General features: G+C 61.0%; 13 protein-coding genes. 5 read left to right on the forward strand and 8 right to left on the reverse strand.

Going from position 1 to position 15,919, the window contains the following annotated elements; all coding sequences use genetic code 11:
* The 7 genes from U4Y90_RS33185 to U4Y90_RS33215 form a co-directional block, all read right to left on the reverse strand.
* A partial coding sequence (locus U4Y90_RS33185; protein WP_321801081.1) for an MFS transporter occupies positions 1 to 684 on the reverse strand: 684 nt, incomplete at its 3' end.
* A gap of 79 nt (positions 685 to 763) precedes the next feature.
* Positions 764 to 2,173 carry an MmgE/PrpD family protein gene (locus U4Y90_RS33190; protein ID WP_321801082.1) on the reverse strand — a complete coding sequence of 470 codons (1,410 nt, stop codon included), beginning with the start codon at positions 2,171 to 2,173 and terminating at the stop codon, positions 764 to 766.
* Positions 2,174 to 2,385: 212 nt separating this feature from the next.
* Positions 2,386 to 3,456: a zinc-binding dehydrogenase gene (locus U4Y90_RS33195; RefSeq protein WP_321801084.1), complete on the reverse strand. Its 1,071-nt coding sequence runs from the start codon at positions 3,454 to 3,456 to the stop codon at positions 2,386 to 2,388.
* A 59-nt stretch (positions 3,457 to 3,515) separates the two neighbouring features.
* Positions 3,516 to 5,006 (reverse strand): aldehyde dehydrogenase family protein, encoded by a 1,491-nt coding sequence (locus tag U4Y90_RS33200; RefSeq protein WP_321801086.1) that lies wholly within the window; start codon positions 5,004 to 5,006, stop codon positions 3,516 to 3,518.
* A 27-nt stretch (positions 5,007 to 5,033) separates the two neighbouring features.
* Positions 5,034 to 5,924, reverse strand: a complete 891-nt coding sequence (locus U4Y90_RS33205) for an SMP-30/gluconolactonase/LRE family protein (protein ID WP_321801087.1) — start codon at positions 5,922 to 5,924, stop codon at positions 5,034 to 5,036.
* Between the two features lie 65 nt (positions 5,925 to 5,989).
* A complete protein-coding gene (locus U4Y90_RS33210; protein WP_415749439.1) occupies positions 5,990 to 6,745 on the reverse strand; it encodes an enoyl-CoA hydratase/isomerase family protein in 756 nt (251 codons plus the stop codon).
* 207 nt (positions 6,746 to 6,952) lie between these two features.
* Positions 6,953 to 7,750 carry an SDR family NAD(P)-dependent oxidoreductase gene (locus U4Y90_RS33215; RefSeq protein WP_321801088.1) on the reverse strand — a complete coding sequence of 266 codons (798 nt, stop codon included), beginning with the start codon at positions 7,748 to 7,750 and terminating at the stop codon, positions 6,953 to 6,955.
* Between the two features lie 321 nt (positions 7,751 to 8,071).
* Between U4Y90_RS33215 and U4Y90_RS33220 the strand changes: the two genes are divergently transcribed.
* Positions 8,072 to 8,347: a hypothetical protein gene (locus U4Y90_RS33220; protein WP_321801090.1), complete on the forward strand. Its 276-nt coding sequence runs from the start codon at positions 8,072 to 8,074 to the stop codon at positions 8,345 to 8,347.
* Between the two features lie 109 nt (positions 8,348 to 8,456).
* Here U4Y90_RS33220 and U4Y90_RS33225 read toward each other — a convergent pair whose 3' ends face one another.
* The gene (locus tag U4Y90_RS33225; RefSeq protein ID WP_321801092.1) at positions 8,457 to 9,566 is read right to left on the reverse strand and encodes a porin; all 1,110 of its coding nucleotides are present in this window, start codon (positions 9,564 to 9,566) and stop codon (positions 8,457 to 8,459) included.
* Between the two features lie 450 nt (positions 9,567 to 10,016).
* Between U4Y90_RS33225 and U4Y90_RS33230 the strand changes: the two genes are divergently transcribed.
* From U4Y90_RS33230 to U4Y90_RS33245, 4 genes are read left to right on the forward strand one after another with little or no spacing between them, the layout of a single operon-like run.
* Positions 10,017 to 11,516 (forward strand): aldehyde dehydrogenase family protein, encoded by a 1,500-nt coding sequence (locus tag U4Y90_RS33230; protein ID WP_321801130.1) that lies wholly within the window; start codon positions 10,017 to 10,019, stop codon positions 11,514 to 11,516.
* Between the two features lie 33 nt (positions 11,517 to 11,549).
* Positions 11,550 to 11,771, forward strand: a complete 222-nt coding sequence (locus U4Y90_RS33235) for a hypothetical protein (protein WP_061178399.1) — start codon at positions 11,550 to 11,552, stop codon at positions 11,769 to 11,771.
* Positions 11,772 to 11,780: 9 nt separating this feature from the next.
* Positions 11,781 to 13,835 (forward strand): hydantoinase/oxoprolinase family protein, encoded by a 2,055-nt coding sequence (locus U4Y90_RS33240; protein ID WP_321801094.1) that lies wholly within the window; start codon positions 11,781 to 11,783, stop codon positions 13,833 to 13,835.
* A gap of 7 nt (positions 13,836 to 13,842) precedes the next feature.
* Complete coding sequence (locus U4Y90_RS33245) at positions 13,843 to 15,813, forward strand: hydantoinase B/oxoprolinase family protein (RefSeq protein ID WP_321801096.1); 1,971 nt, start codon at positions 13,843 to 13,845, stop codon at positions 15,811 to 15,813.
* Positions 15,814 to 15,919 lie beyond the last annotated feature (106 nt).

Below are 15,919 nucleotides of genomic sequence, written 5' to 3' on the forward strand. Positions count from 1 at the left end.
TCGCTGCGCGTCTTCCTTGCTCATACGGTCGGATAGCCAGCCGCGCTCCTCTGCCTGGAGCCAGTGCGCGTTGTCGGGGGTGCCCTTGAGGTATTGAATGATGACGATGCCCAGAATGAGCGCGGGCAACGCCTCGATGAGGAACATCCACTGCCAGCCCTGCAGCCCGGCCAGGCCATTAAGCCCATGCAGGCTCAAGAGCATGCCTGAAATGGGCGAACCAATCACCGACGACAGTGGCGCGGCAACCAGGAGATAACCCATGACACGTGCGCGATAAGCCGATGGAAACCACAACGTGAGGAAATACGCCACGCCGGGGAAAAAGCCCGCTTCGGCCAGACCCAGCAGAAGGCGGACGGCATAGAAGCTATGCGGGCCGACAACAAACGCTGTCGCGCCCGAGATCAAGCCCCACGTAATCATGATGCGCGCGAGCCACACGCGCGCTCCTACGCGAACCAGCATCAGGTTCGAGGGCACCTCGAACAGGAAATAAAGGAGAAAGAACAGCCCTGAACCCAGACCGTATTGCGCGGCCGTCAGCCCAATGGCCTGATTCATCTGCAGACTGGCGAACCCGACGTTCACCCGATCGAGAAAGGATACGAAATAGCACAGCGCAAAGAATGGCACCAGACGCCGAAATACCTTGCGCATGGTGGTTTGCTCAAGCGAATCCATGCTGTCTCCGAATAGTATTTGTATCGCGGGAAGGCGTTGTGTAACCCTCCGCGCGTAGCGATTCCGCTTTCTGCCGGGCTCAGGCTTCGGTCGGTATCAGCGGGTCGAGCAGGGCGCTGACAACGTCATCCACTTCATCGAAATGAAGAATGTCGTTGACCATCCTGTCCACGATTTCCGGGGCGAGCGGTATGGCGGAGTAGGGCACACAGAGGTCGAACTTGGCCTTGAAATCCTTTTCATCGAACGGATTCCTGGGGTGCCCTTTCACGTATATGCACTCTTTCCTCGCCTCGCGTCCATCGCGCAGCTTTACAGTCAGGCGTGCGCCCCAATCGGATACGCCAGGGTTTTCCTCGGCGGTGATGCGCGTCATCAACTCGCGTATTTCGGGCCGGGCGCGCGCTGCTTCGCTATACGACTCTAGGAAGACCTTGTCGTCAAACGCGGCAATGGCCACGACATAAGGCAGGCTGAACTGGCACTCGGGCACCGTGACCGGATGCCACTTCTTATCCTGCGGCTCGCACACGGCGCGCCAACTTGGCGTGGAAGTCTCGATGTGAATGCTGGCGATGTCGAGCGCTCCGAACGCCTCTTCCTTCATGAGCGCGCGGATGGCGTCGATGGACGAATGCGAGAAATAGCAGGCGCTATAGCCCTTGGTGATGATGTTTTCCAGTTCCCAATGCTCACCGAGATCCCTGAGGATAAAATCTGGATCGGTCTCCCAGCGCGCCGTGGCGAAGTAGCCCTTGGGACCGAGCAAGACCTCGGCGCGCGGCCCGGTGATGCCGCGTTGAGCCAGCTGGCAACAGGTGATGGCGGCCTGGCTGACGAGTCCGTGATGCATGCGCACCATCAGCGTGGCGGGCGAGTAGATGCCCATGGTGTTGGGTTGCGTCATGGTACGTGCGATGCCTTGGGCGTTTTCCAGTTCGTCTTGTGTCAGCCCGATAAGCCTTCCAACGGCGGCTACGGCGCCGAAAATATAATGGCCGCCGCATTCATGATGCTTGATCGCGCGATTGATGACCTTATAGGCGGTCCCCAGCCGCACGAGAATTTCCTGACCGACCGCCATCGCAGCAACGAACGCCTTGCCCGAAACGGGGCCGCAAAGACCGGTGGCCGCGAGCAGCGTGGGCACGATGTATTCGGTTACGTGACCGGCCTCCTCGTGCAGATCGCCGCAGTCCATGGCGCGCGGCATCGGGCCCATGGCCAACGCTGCCTCGTTGGCCGGCACCCGACCGCCATAGAAAGGCAGCGGCGTTTGAGGGTTGCCCCCGCGCTCTTTGACGAGCGAAACGATAGCGGGGATGCCTTCCATCGCGGATCCGCCAATCGTGACGCCCATGGCATCGAGCAGGGTATGTTTGACGTGACGCACGACGTCGGCCGGCAAGTCGGCGTACTGGGTTTGCAATGCCATTCGGCAGAGCGTGGCCATCGGGTCTTCGCCCTGTTGCGGCTTGAATTGGCTCATTCCAAAGTCTCCGTTTATTTGCTTTTCGCAATTTTTCGTTTGTGCCGATGCGGGCATTACCCGCCATCAGACGCTCGAACTTGTGCGGGCGTACTTCGACATGACGTCGTGCAGTCCTTCCGCTTGAGTCGCGGCGAAGTTCAATTTCGTTGTGTTGGGCAGGTTAGAGACGCCAGTCGGCCAGCCCGAGAGGCGGCTACATCACACGGAAGTTAAAATAGGAACACGCCTTTGCCGCCGGCCTGACTATCAAAGAGTCGATAGGCATCTTCCGCCTGATCCAGCTTCCAACGGTCGGTGAACAGCTTGTCCACGTCGACGCCGTGGTCCGCCACGAAATGGAGACAGTCCTTCATGCTGAATTCCGAGAACGTGTACGAGCCGATGATCGTGCGTTGCTTGCCGATCACGTCCTTCATGCCGTCCACGTTGAGGTTGCCTCCCACGGCCACTAACGCGATGCGTCCCCAAGGGCGGGTGCAGCGCACGGCTTGTTGCTTGGGAACGTCACCCCCCGCGCAGTCCATCGCACAAGTCGCACCCAAGCCCCCGGTGAGCTTGTGAATTTCTTCGATTGGGTCCAGCTTGCTGCCGTCGATCACGTGTGCCGCACCGAAGGCTTTGGCGCGTGCTACACGATCGGCTGCGATGTCCACGCCGATGACCTCCACGCCCATGGCAGCCGCGAGTTGCACGGCCGACAGACCCACGGGACCCAAGCCGAACACAGCAAGCGTGTCGCGCGCACTGATTTCGAGTCGCAGGAGCGCGCCCCACGCCGTGCCCGTGCCGCATGACACGGCCGCTCCGGTGGCATACGAAACCTCTTCGGGGAGGTGGACGAGTGACGTAACGGGGACCTTCATGAAATGAGCGTGTCCGCCGTGCTTGATCACGCCGTGAATATCCGCGCCATGGCTGCACATCTGCGTCCAGCCCGTGCGGCAGTGGTCGCAGTGCTGGCAACCTTCGTAGTGAAACACTGCGACACGATCGCCTACGTTGAAGGCCCGGTGATCGACGGCCGAACCAAGGGCGATGATCTGGCCACAAGGCTCGTGGCCGCCGATCACGGGTGTGTCCTCCGACATGCCGCGCGAGGCCAGATCCTTGAAGCCCAGCGATCGAATCACGTCGGCGGGCTTGTTGCGGTAGAAGTGCAGATCGCTGCCGCACATGCCCGACGCCTTCATCTCGACGATGGCATCGCCGGGGCCAGGTACCGGATCGTCGAAATCCAGGATCTCCAGCTTTTTGTCGCCTCTGAAAACCACGCCTTTCATCTGTGTCTCCTCGTTGATAGATGACCCGATCGACGGAGTCCTTTTGCCGCGCGCGGCCGTTACAGGCGAACCATGATGGATTTGCTCTGCGTGTAGGCCTCGATCGATTCCTGGCCGAATTCGCGGCCCCATCCCGATTGCTTGTAGCCGCCGAACGCCATGGCCGGATCGGACTCACCGAAGGTGTTGATCCACAAGCGCCCCGCCTTCAGCGCGCGCACTACTTTGTGGGCGCGCGAGATGTCCCGGGTCCAGACGGCGGCCGAGAGGCCATAGGTGGTGTCGTTGCCTTGCAGCACGGCGTCCTCTTCATCCTTGAACGGGATGATGGACAGCACAGGGCCAAAGATTTCTTCCTGCGCGATCTTCATTCCGTTGCGCACGTTGTGGAACACCGCGGGTTCGACAAAGTAACCGGGACCCGTCCAGGCGTTGCCGCCCGCGCGCAGCAACGCACCTTCATCCTGGCCCGCGCCGAGGTAGGACCAGACGCGGTCCCGCTGCTTCGCAGAGATCAGCGGGCCGAGCCGCGTGTCCGCCGCGAACGGGTCACCGACCTTCCAGGTGGCGGCGACTTGGGCTACACGTTCGGCCACCTGGTCGTGGATGCTTTCCTGTACGAACAGGCGCGTGCCGGCCGAGCACACCTGGCCCGAGTTGCCGCAAAAAGTCTTGACCGCGGTCTGCACGGCCCGCTCGATATCGGCGTCGGCGAATATCACATTTGGCGCTTTGCCACCGAGTTCCAGCGTCACCTTCTTGAGATTGGAGGTCGCATCGCGCACGATCTGCTTGCCGATCGCCGTGGAACCCGTGAAGGCGATCTTGTCGACGCCCGGGTGTTGCGCCAGCGCCGCGCCCGCCGTGGCCCCGAAGCCCGGTAGCACGTTGACGACCCCGGGAGGCAGGTCCGTCTCCTGGATCAATTCGGCGAGACGGATGGAGGTCAGGCAGGCGAGTTCGGCGGGCTTGAGGATTACCGTATTTCCGCAGCACAACGCGTTCGCAAACTTGATGGCCGCCATGAGAATGGGCACATTCCACGGGATGATCTGTCCGCACACGCCCAGCGGCTCGCGCAACGTATAGATCAGTGTGCTGCCGTCCGATGGCACGGTGGTGCCGAGCACCTTGGAGCACCATCCCGCGTAGTAGCGGAAGATATCTACTGCGGCTGTCACGGCGCCCTGCGCAAACCATAGAGGCATGCCATTGTCCAGCGACTCGATGGCGGCCAACTCGTCGATGTGCTGCTCGATCTTGTCGGCGATCTTGAGCAGCACGCGCGTGCGGGCGTGAGGCGACATGGCCGCCCAGGACGGCGCCTCGAAGGCCCTGCGCGCAGCGATCACCGCGGCGTCGACGTCGGCGCTGTCCGCTTCGGCCACGCGGCAAAGCAGTTGCTCGGTTGCCGGATTGATGACCTCGAACGTCTTGCCCGATGCTGCGCCGGTCCACTCGCCGCCAATCAGCAGGCGCTTGGAGCCCAGGTTGATCCATTCGAGCGCTTTTGCGCGTGCGGCTTGCGCAGTGTTGGTTGCGGTTGTCATGAAATCTCTCTGCGAAAGGGGTGTGGCTCAGGCAAGCGGGACGTCGACCCGGGCGGACACCACGGCGCTCATCGGGTGGGTGCGACGCACCTCGGGGTTGAAGTCGGCCGGCGTCACGCACATAAACAACGTGCGTCCGTCGACGCCGCCCAGGGCGCACGCATAGCAGTTGCGATCGGCCGTCTGAATCTCGTCGAGAATCTCTCCGCCGGGCGCGACGCGTAATGCGCGCGCCTTGGTGAAGTCGGCGACCCAGATAGTGCCTTCGGCGTCGACTTGCGAAATGCCGTCCGCAGCGACTGCGATTTCGGCCATGGATTGAATGACGTCGTCGTTCTGAGGGACTGCGCCGAAGGTTGCCCAATCCCGGCGTGGCGACAACGAGCCATCGGACTGAATATCGAATGCGGACATGCGATTGCCGAATGATTCGGCCACGACCAGCGTGCGGCCGTCGATTACGGTTGAACCGTTGGGAAAGTGCAGGGGCTCACTGACCATGACGACCGATCCGTCGGGATCGACGCGCGCCAATCTGCCCGGGCGACGAGGTGCGAGCTTCATGACGTCGAAACCGAGATTGCCTACCCACGCGCGGCCTTTTGCATCCACGACCATGTCGTTGGGCTCGAACTCGAGGAACGGGAATAGTTCGGCATGGGTGACCACGGCCCCGTCATGTTCGCGCCTTAGCAACTTGCGATCGTGCATGGACACCGCCAGCAGACGTCCGTCAGGCAGCCATCCAATGCCGGAGGGACACTGGGGCACGTCCATTTCCACGCGGACGTCCGTGCCGTCCTCGCGCATGGAGTAGATTCGCTCGGAGTACAGGTCGCTGAACCAGAACCGCCCGTCATGCCAGCGTGCGCCTTCCGTATGCGTCATACCGTCGAGCAAAACCGTCTGTTGTCTCATAGAATAACTATTATTAGTTAGGTGGAACAGATACGACGTGGCATTACGAATAGCCTGATCGTTTGTTACCGGGGCAATCGGGCCGAAGGAAAATCCGTCTGACGTTTGCCGCGAAATGCTGCCACGCCCTCCTTCACGTCCGCGCCGAGGAAGCACAATATCTCCATGGCGAGCGAGTTGTCGAAGATGGGCCCTGCCATGCACATCCAGTTGTTGAGCAACTTCTTGGTCGCACGGATCGCGGTCTGGCTGCCGCGTGCCAAATTCGCGGCAATTGCGAGCGATTTGACCAGCACGTCGGCGCGCAGTGCGCAGAAGGTGACGAGGCCGATACGTTCGGCCTCTTTCCCGTCGACGAAATCTGCCGTCGTAAGGTAATACTTGGCCTTGGACATGCCGCAGAGCAGCGGCCATACGATGGCGGCGTGGTCGCCCGCCGACACGCCCAGACGCGCGTGGCCGTCGGTCAGGCGTGCGTCTTCAGCCATCACGCCGACATCCGCGAGCAGCGCCACGACGAGGCCTGCGCCTACCGCGGTCCCGTTAATCGCGGAAATGATGGGCATATCGCAGGCCAGCATGTTATAGACAATGTCGGAGGCTTCCTTCGTCACGCGCATGGTCGCCTCCGGGCTGGTCGACATCTCTTCGACCACGGACAGATCGCCGCCCGCGGAAAAGGCGCGATCGCCCGCGCCCGTTACCACGATCGCCTTGACCGTTGGATCGTCGTTGACTACGCCCCAGACTTGGGTAAGTTCCCAGTGCATTCGGTTGTTCGTGGCATTCATGGCTTCCGGACGATTCAGTGTGACAAGCAATACGCCGTCGGGCTGGCGGTCGAACAGAAGGAATTGAAGTCGTTGTATTGCATGCGCGCTTCCAGAGTCGATTGAACGAGGGCACCATGTATTGAACGCGGCAACATCGATTGGCGCAATGCGCGTGATGCGGACGTTCCGTACTCTGGCGATCGCGGGACTCGACTGGTTGACGCCCGGCGCGGGTCCCTTCGTGCAGGGAGAACATCACCCTTGCCCATACCTGCGCTGGCGGTAGATTTCGGCCATGTATCCACCCGCCGCCGTGAAGCCACCATCGACAGGCAGCGTGACGCCGTTGACGAAAGCCGCACCCGGCGAGACCAGAAAACTTACTGCATGAGCGACTTCCTCGGGTTTGCCGATGCGCCGCGCCGGGATCCTGTCCGCGGCTTCCGCCACCATGTCCTCGGGCCAAGCCGTGCGCAGCAAGTCCGTGTCGATCGGACCGGGCGCGACGGCATTCGCGGTAATGCCGAATGCCGCCAGTTCCAGCGCCATCGCACGCATGAGTCCCATTTGTCCGGCTTTCATAGAACCATAAACGGAAAGATTCACGGGCCCCGCGAGCCCTGTGACCGACGTGATGAAGACGATGCGTCCGTAGCCGGCGTTGCGCATCGGTCTTGCGCAAGCTTGTGCGCAGGTGAAGGCAGCGCCGAAATTCAGCGCCATCTGGGAGGCGAGGTCTGCCTGCGTCGTTTCCAGGAACGGGTTGGATTTCCCGCTACCCGCATTGCTGACCAACACGTCCACTTTGCCGAGTGCGCGTAACAACTCGTCCAAGACAGCATGAATCTGACCGGCATCGGTGACGTCCAGGTGCACTGCACTCGCTTTGCCACCCAACGCTTCGATGGCCGACGCGGTTTCACGAACCGCGTCGGCTGCGATATCCGCCAGAACCACATGTGCGCCGTCGGCGGCGAGACGCGTTGCGATCGCTTTTCCGATACCGCGCGCGGCGCCTGTCACCAGCGCGATCTGGCCTGCCAATTCACTCATGCATCGATCTCCCGGTTGCAAGTTTCAGGCTAGAGACAGTGCTTGTTGCGCGTGGCAACGTGAACGCACGATCGTCCGGGTTTGAATTTGTGTGGCTGAACTCGCACGCGCCTGGGTGCAGGCTTCGCCGTATCTCTTTTTCTCAATCTAACATATGTTCGTAAGGTGCGACCGCACGAGGTGGGTAAACAGGCGGGTCGCCATCTCCGCTAGCTTACGTGGCATAGATGTCCGGTCGCAGCCGGATAGCCTCTCCAAAGTACGGAACACGTCGTGCAGCGACGTTGACCTTCGATTGCTGCGCGTCGCACGATGAGCGCGATGATGAAGATATTCGAAGCAACAGGCGGCAAGCAGGAGAGTGTAATGAACGTGACGCGAAAGACCTTGCGCGATACCATCGAAAGTTGGCTGACACCGAACGGGGCGATCCCGTTTCGCATCCATTTCCTTCAACGTACGGCGTGCAGGCGCTGTGTGAGAATCGACGCCAGAGCCCCAACTGGTGACGTCGCGCTCTGCTTCTTTCAGCATGAGGACGGCGCGTGGCATGTGTTTCCGCCGCTGCCGCGTCACGCCACAATGCGTATTGCCTAGACGCCGCCGAATCGGTTCAGCCGCTTCCCGATTGCGCTGATCTATTGATCGATATGATTGGTCATGACCGCACCCGCAGTGCGCCGGTGCGGTTTTTTGCATATGGCAATCAGAATCGCTTGTTGATCCCGAAGACAGCGCCGATGGTCGTGCCCGGCGCCCCGAACAACGCATTATCGATGGAAAGCCCGGTATGCTCGCGGCCGTGATTGTTCGCCGCGCCGACTTCGACATAAAGCGACGTCGATTTCGAAAGAAAGTAGCGCGTTGTCAGTGCTCCGACAATTGAATGATTGTCCGAGTCGTGCGGATCGCGGATATACCAGACACCCGAGTTTAGATCGAGCTGCGGAAGGGGAAAGTAGTCGAAGCCTACGTTCCAGACATTGTTGGCGCCCCCCATGAGAGCGCCGTTGACGCTGGTTGTCGGAATCTTGTAGCTCGTGAACGATCCTTTCACCGTCAACGGGCCGAAGTTGTAGCCAATTCCAATCATTCGGCCGTCGAACGGCTGCTGGAACGTGCCCAACGACGGTGTGCTGTTCCCCGAGGTGGAGTCATACATGGCCGCGTTCACGACAAGCCCGCCATAGCTGTATCGCGCGCTGATCGAGTACTGCTGCCCGGCCCGGAAGTCGCCTGCTACACCCCCAAGCGCATACATTACGCTGCCCGAAAATCCAGCGAAGCTTGGACTCGAATACGTAATCGCTTTCGGGTTGAACGTGCCCACGAAAGTCTGGTCTCCATACACCGAGAATGCGGTGCCGAACTGTCCCGCGTTACGGGGGTCGGCTTCGTAGATTGCCAGCACGAACGGTGAATACTGCACGCCAGCTTTCAATCGGCCGAAGACGCCGTCGAGCGCCAGCCAAGCCTGGCGCCCAAAGACGCCACCGTTGCTGTTCTCGAAATGACCGTTGACTAGGCTGAAGCCGCTTTCCAGCTGAAACGTCGCCTTCATGCCGCCGCCCAGATCCTCCTGACCCTGAAAACCGAAATTGGAAGGTTCAAGCCCTGCATTGATCAGGCTGATTTGCTTGCCGCCGTTCTCACCGGTCGTGGTATTGAGCGTCTTGTTCGTGAAAAGTAAGCCCACGTCGAGCGTGCCATAAAGCGTGACGCTGCTCTGTGCCGAGGCGAGCGCGGGCAGAAGACACAGTCCGAGTGCGAGAATTTGCTGCTTTGAGGAAAGACGGATAGAACGACAATCATACATTTTGGAATCCCAAGTAAGGCGATTGGTGCGTCTATAAAGTTTTTCAAACCAGAATCGATAGCTGTGCGCAAGAGCCCCACGTTTCGCGAAGAGTGCTCATCGCGGTTCCAGTGCAGTGCTTTGCCAATCGAAAGGGCTGGCCGGATATCGTGCTCTAGCGGCTCTCGTCGACGATTACTCCAAATCCGTATAACTAACGGTCGGTAGAATGAATGGCGGAATATGGAATCTCCATCGGATATAACCCGCAAGTCGCTTTTGTCCCTCTGCAGGGGGATGGGCCTGAGCTGGCATTGTTTTTATCATCAGTTCCAGAAATTTCTTGGGCGCACTTTCTCAGCGCTGCGCTCTGGAAGCATCTCAACTGAAAAGCCGACAGTCGTCCGCGCCCCTTGTGTGTCGCGGCGCGATGACGCATAGACCGATCGAAACCAGACAGGAGACTTGTCGATGAACTTCAGTGTGCTGCCTATCCGCGACCGCTTTGGTGTCGGCCCTGGGCGTCTCTTCATCAACGGCCAATGGCGCGATGGAGGAGAAGGGCGATTTGACCAGATTCACCCGTCGACCAACGAGGTCGTGACGAATTTGATCGAAGCCGGCGTCAGCGGCGTCAACGAGGCCGTTGCAGCAGCGCGTCATGCGTTCGACAACGGACCGTGGCGCAAGATGGCCGCGCGCGAGCGCAAGCGAATACTGCAGCCGATCGTCGAGGCGATCTATGCCGCGGAAGAAGAGATCGCGTATCTGCAGACGCTGGACAACGGCATGCCGATTCATTTCAGCCGCCATTCGCGCGTTTCATCGCGTGTTGCCGCCGACAACTTCGATCACTATGCTGGCTGGATCGACAAGATTACGGGCGAGACCTTCCCGCAATACACGGACGCCACCAATTTGCACTACCTCACGTTCCGGGATCCTGTCGGTGTAGTCGCCGCGATCACGCCATGGAACGGTCCCGTGATGACCTTTGCCATGAAGGTCGCGCCTGCACTGGCATGCGGCAATACCGTGGTACTGAAGCCGTCTGAACTCGCGAGCCTGGCCGCGATCAGGTTAGCCGACATTCTTGCTCAATCCGACCTGCCGCCGGGCGTATTCAACCTCGTCACTGGCGGTCCAATTACTGGCCAGGCCTTGTCCACGCATCCCGACGTCGACAAGGTCAGCTTCACAGGCAGTCCGGTAGTTGGCGAAAAGATCCTGTCTACGAGTGGCAGCAACATGAAGCGCATGTCGCTTGAACTCGGCGGCAAGAGCGCGGCGCTTGTGTTCCCCGATACACGCGACGTTCGTGTTGCCGCACGCAATCTGATGGGGCTGTGCTCCACCTTCCTCTCCGGTCAGGTATGTTCGACGCCTACCCGCGCGGTCGTGCACAAGTCGATCCTTGATGAGTTCGTTCATCACGCTCAAGAGCAGGTCCGGGAAATACGTTTCGGCGATCCATTCGATCCTGCCACGACGTCCGCTCCGATCATCTCGAAGCGTCAACTCGACCGCGTATGCAGCTACATCGAGAGCGGCAAGCAGGAGGGCGCCCGCCTCGTGTTCGGCGGCGATCGTCCGGGCGGTCATCTCGCGAACGGAAACTGGGTGAATCCAGCGCTATTCGTCGACGTCGACAACACGATGAAGATCGCTCGCGAGGAAATCTTCGGTCCCGTGCTGAGCGTGATTGGCTTCGAGACCGAGGACGAAGCGGTCGCGATCGCGAACGACAGCGAATACGGGCTTTCCGGCGGCATCTATACCACCGACCTGTCTCGCGCGTTCCGCGTCGCGCACGCCATGCGCACGGGTTCGATCGGGATCAACGGCTACTCGGTCATGCCCAATTCGCCGGCAGGCGGGATCAAGCGCTCGGGCATCGGCCGCGAAGGCGGCTGGACCACTATCGAAGCGTTCACCGAACTCAAGACCGTGATGCTCAATCTCGACGCATGACTCATGAACGTGGCCACGTTCGAGGAGAAAGCAATGACTTTATCGACCAAGACAAGTGCCGCACTTCATCTGGAGCGCGAAGCGGTGAACGGCGCGTGCCCTGAATGCGGCGCGCTCGCGCTGAGGCGCTATCCCGTCCATTCCGAGGGCGGCTGGTTCGACGTCGTGAAGTGCCAGGCATGCCTGCATTCCGTCAGGCGCGAGCGCGGCGCCAGGCTCGGGCCCGCGCTCCGGCTCCTGTCCGACACACTCTGAGAGAGCAAGATGATTGCTATCGATGTAGGCGGTACCTTTACCGATGTGGTCTCGCTGCGCAACGGCCGGATCGAGACCACGAAAATCTCTACTGACTATGACGACGTGACGCGGCCGATTCTGGCCGGTGCGAGCGATCTCGGCGTTGCCGACGCGCAAGCCTTCAATCATGCCAGTACGCATGGCCTGAACGCGGTCATCACGCGGCGCCTGCCGAAGATCGGCTTTCTGACCACGGAAGGTCATCGCGACATCCTCGACATGGGACGTGTCTGGCGTCCGGCATCGGCGATTCTCGATCCGAGTTGGCGCCGCAGTTTCGGTGACGCGACGCGCCCGCTGGTGCCGCGCTATCTGCGGCGCGGGATTCGCGAACGCATGCTCGCGGACGGCTCGGCGCTGTTTTCGCTCGACGAAGATCAGGCGCGCGCGGAGCTTGACGTGCTGAAGCGCTGTGGCGTCGCGGGCGTCGCGATCTGCCTGCTGAATTCGTACGTGAATCCTGCCCACGAAGTCAGACTGAAGGCGCTCGTGCATGAAGTGCTGGGCGATGTAGCCTGTTCGATTTCGAGCGAGGTGTCACCTCTGGCGCGGGAATATCCGCGTGCATCGACGACGGTCATCGACACCTTCATGAAAATCATCTACTCGGACTACACCGAGCGCCTCGAAAGCGGTCTGAAGGCCGCTGGCTTCAAAGGGGAACTGAACTTCGCGGATTGCGCTGCGACGCTGGTGCCGGTGCGGCGTGCGATGGAACAGCCTTATCGCATTGTGTTTTCGGGCCCGTCTGCGGGTGCAATCGGTAGCGGGCATTTCGGCGCGATGATCGGCGAGAGCAACCTGTTGTGTGCTGACGTAGGCGGCACCTCGCTCGACATCAGCATCGTCACGGATGGCGCGCCTTTCGTAAACACCTCGTTCGAGCTCGAACACGACATGGTCGTGAATTCGCTTGCAATCGACGTGTCCGCGATCGGTGCGGGTGGCGGAAGTATCGTCGCGATCGGGCCAGCGGGCGAGATCCAGGTGGGTCCGGCCAGTGCGGGCTCGACGCCAGGACCGGCTTGCTATGGCCGTGGCGGCACTCAGCCCACCACCACCGACACCTTCTTGATGATCGGGGTGATCGACCCCGACAGCTTTGCGAATGGCGCGCTCAAGCTCGATCGAGCGCTGTCGCAGCGGGCGTTTGAGGCCCTCGATACCGGCTTCACGCTCGCGCAGCGCGTGCGGTATGCGTATGAGATCGCGATACACAACATTTCGGAGGGGCTGCTGAACGTCGCGATCAAGAACGGCGTCGACCCGCGCGACTATAGCCTGATGGCGTACGGCGCGGCCGGTCCGATGCTGCTGCCTGCCGTACTCGATGTGCTCAAGTGCAAGCAGGTGATCGTGCCGCCGAATCCCGGACTGTTTTCGGCACTCGGGTTGTTGTCGGCGGATCAGGTTTTCACCGCGAGCCGCAGCCTGTACGCGATCTTGTCGGCGGATGTCGCACCCGAGATCGACGCGCTGTTTGCAGGGATGGAAGCGCAACTGCGCGAGGGGCTCGACGCCAACGCCAAGGTCACCTTCGAGCGCAGTTTCGACGCGCGTCTGGCGGGACAGAGTTGGGAAACGCCGTTTGTTCCCGCGCCGGACGGCAAGATCGACGCCGCAGCGGTCGCGACTCTTATCGCCTCGTTCCATCAGAGTTACGAGGCACGCTCGGGTAACCGCTTCGAAGCGTTGCCGGTGCAGGGCGTCACGTTCCGTGTGCGGGCGGTGCTCGAGACGCCGAAGGTGGTTTATCCGCAATTGCCGCCGCGCGTGGGAAAGCCGCTCGAGCCAGTGGGACGCGCGACGCTGCGCTATCTCGGCGATCTTGGCGATCTTGGCGATGCGTCCGGCGAAGGACTTCAGGAGGCGCTGGTCTACGACCGCGACGCACTGCGTCTGGACGATGTCATTCAGGGACCGGCGATCGTCAATGAGGGCTTGTCGACCACTCATATCGGGGCACGACAGTATGCGTCCGTTGGCCGTTTCGGTGAATTGCTGATCCGCAATAAGGAATGAGCTCATCATGAATCGCTTGAACGATTTCCCCGCTATGCCGCGTGCGTCCGACTCTCATGTGCCGATTCGCGATCTGTCAGACACGCAGTTCTTCGAACGCTACGCATGCGAGCGCTTTACCGCCTCCGTGCTGATCAACCGGCTGCGCTATGTGGTGGAGCATATGTCGACCGGCTTCATGCGCGAGGCGTTTTCGCCGATCATTCGCGACTGGTATGACTTTGCCTGCACCATCAGCGGGCCCCCGGATATGGATTACCCGATGCCGGTGGTGAGCAACAGTCTGATCGTGTTCCTCGGCACGATGGGCGATGCAGTGCGCAACGCAGTGCAGGAATACGGCCCCGAGAACCTCGCGCCGGGCGATATTCTGATCTGCAACGACCCGTATCGGGTCGGCACGCATGTCAACGACGTGTGCTTCATCCGGCCGGTCTTCGCCGACGGCCGGCTGGTGTCGTTCGTGAACATTCGCGCACATCAACTGGACATCGGCGGCATCGTGCCGGGTGGCTTCTCCGCGACCAAACGCAACGTCTACGAAAACGGCCTCGTCATTCCGCCGATGTTGCTGTGGTCGAAGGGCGAGCCCGTGCGCTCCACTTTCAGCCTGATCTTCGATAACTCGCGCTTTGGCGGCTTGCTACTGCCGGACTTCTACAGTATCGCGCATCAACTGGAACTGGGCGAACGGTTGGTGCGGGAGAACATCGCGCGTTACGGGCTGCAGGCGTTCTTCGGCAGCCTATCGTATGCGTGCGACGTTTCGGCCGAGCGCATGCGCCGTGCAATCGAGCGAGTGCCCGACGGCGATTACACAGGTTCTGCGCTGATTGATGCCGATGGCGTGGATGACAGCCTCGACTATCGAGTGAACATTACGCTGCGCAAACGTGGCCACCGGATCGAGGCTGACCTTTCGGGCACCTCGGCGCAGGCGCGTTCGTCGATCAACTGCGGAATTCTTGATGCAAAGACCGCGCTCGGCGTCGCGCTGACGATCCTGCTCGATCCCGAGGCGCCGTTCACATCCGGGACATGGCGCGATATCGACCTCGTCGCGCCGGCCGGAACCTTGCTCACATCCCTTCCGCCCGAGGGGGCGATCATGATGTTCTGGGAGAGTAGCGGCGCACTCGTCGCCGCGATTCTGAAGGCACTCAATCCCGTCCTCGGCGAAAACGCCGTTGCAGGCGATTACGGATCGACGAGCACGCACAACGCTTACGGCGTCACGCTTGCAGGCACGCCATGGGCCAACGTGTGTCAATGCGGCGGCGAGCACGGACCGTGGGGCGCGACGAAGGAAGGCGACGGCGATAGCTACACCGTGCTGCTCACGCTGAACAACCTCGATCCGGCCACCGAGTCCATTGAGGCTGACGCACCCGTGGTGCTGCTGCGCAAGGAGCATGCGATTGACACGGGCGGGGCGGGTAAGCATCGGGGCGGTGCGGCCAACCTCAAGGACACGCTCTGGCTCACGTCGGCCGATCACCATAGCTCGCCGTTCCGTACACGCGAGCCGAGCGGCGTGGGCGCGAATGGCGGCCACGCCGGACCTTGCGGGGGAGTATGGTTTTTCCCGCCAGCAGGGGTGAGAACTGGTCGCCCCGACACACTGCTCGGCACGGGTGAGGAGGTCTACTCCGCCAGCACGCCCGTTGCGGGCGTGTTAAATATGGAGTCGAAGGTGCTCGACCCGCACGGTGGTCACTACCATTACTACGCAAGCCGACCCGTGTGGAAGACGGAACCCGGGGCTGTGTCGCGTTACATCACGAACGGTGGCGGAGGCTGGGGCGATCCGTGCAGCCGCGATCCCGCGAAAGTGCTGGCCGACGTGCGCGATGAATACGTCAGTATCGCGAGTGCGGCGCGCGATTATCGCGTGGTGGTGACTGGCGATCCGCGCAATGATCCCGAAGGTCTGCGGATCGACGAAGCGGCAACGCGGCGTCTGCGAATGGCGCGGTGAGTGCATTGACGATGGCGTTGCATGTCTACAGGTAAATACCAACTTGGAACTCCGCGTCCGAATGCCTAACATTTGATCGGTAGGTAGGCGGCTCCTGCATCACGAG

Origin of the sequence: Caballeronia sp. J97 (assembly GCF_905220305.1) — a bacterium.
Lineage (GTDB): Bacteria > Pseudomonadota > Gammaproteobacteria > Burkholderiales > Burkholderiaceae > Caballeronia.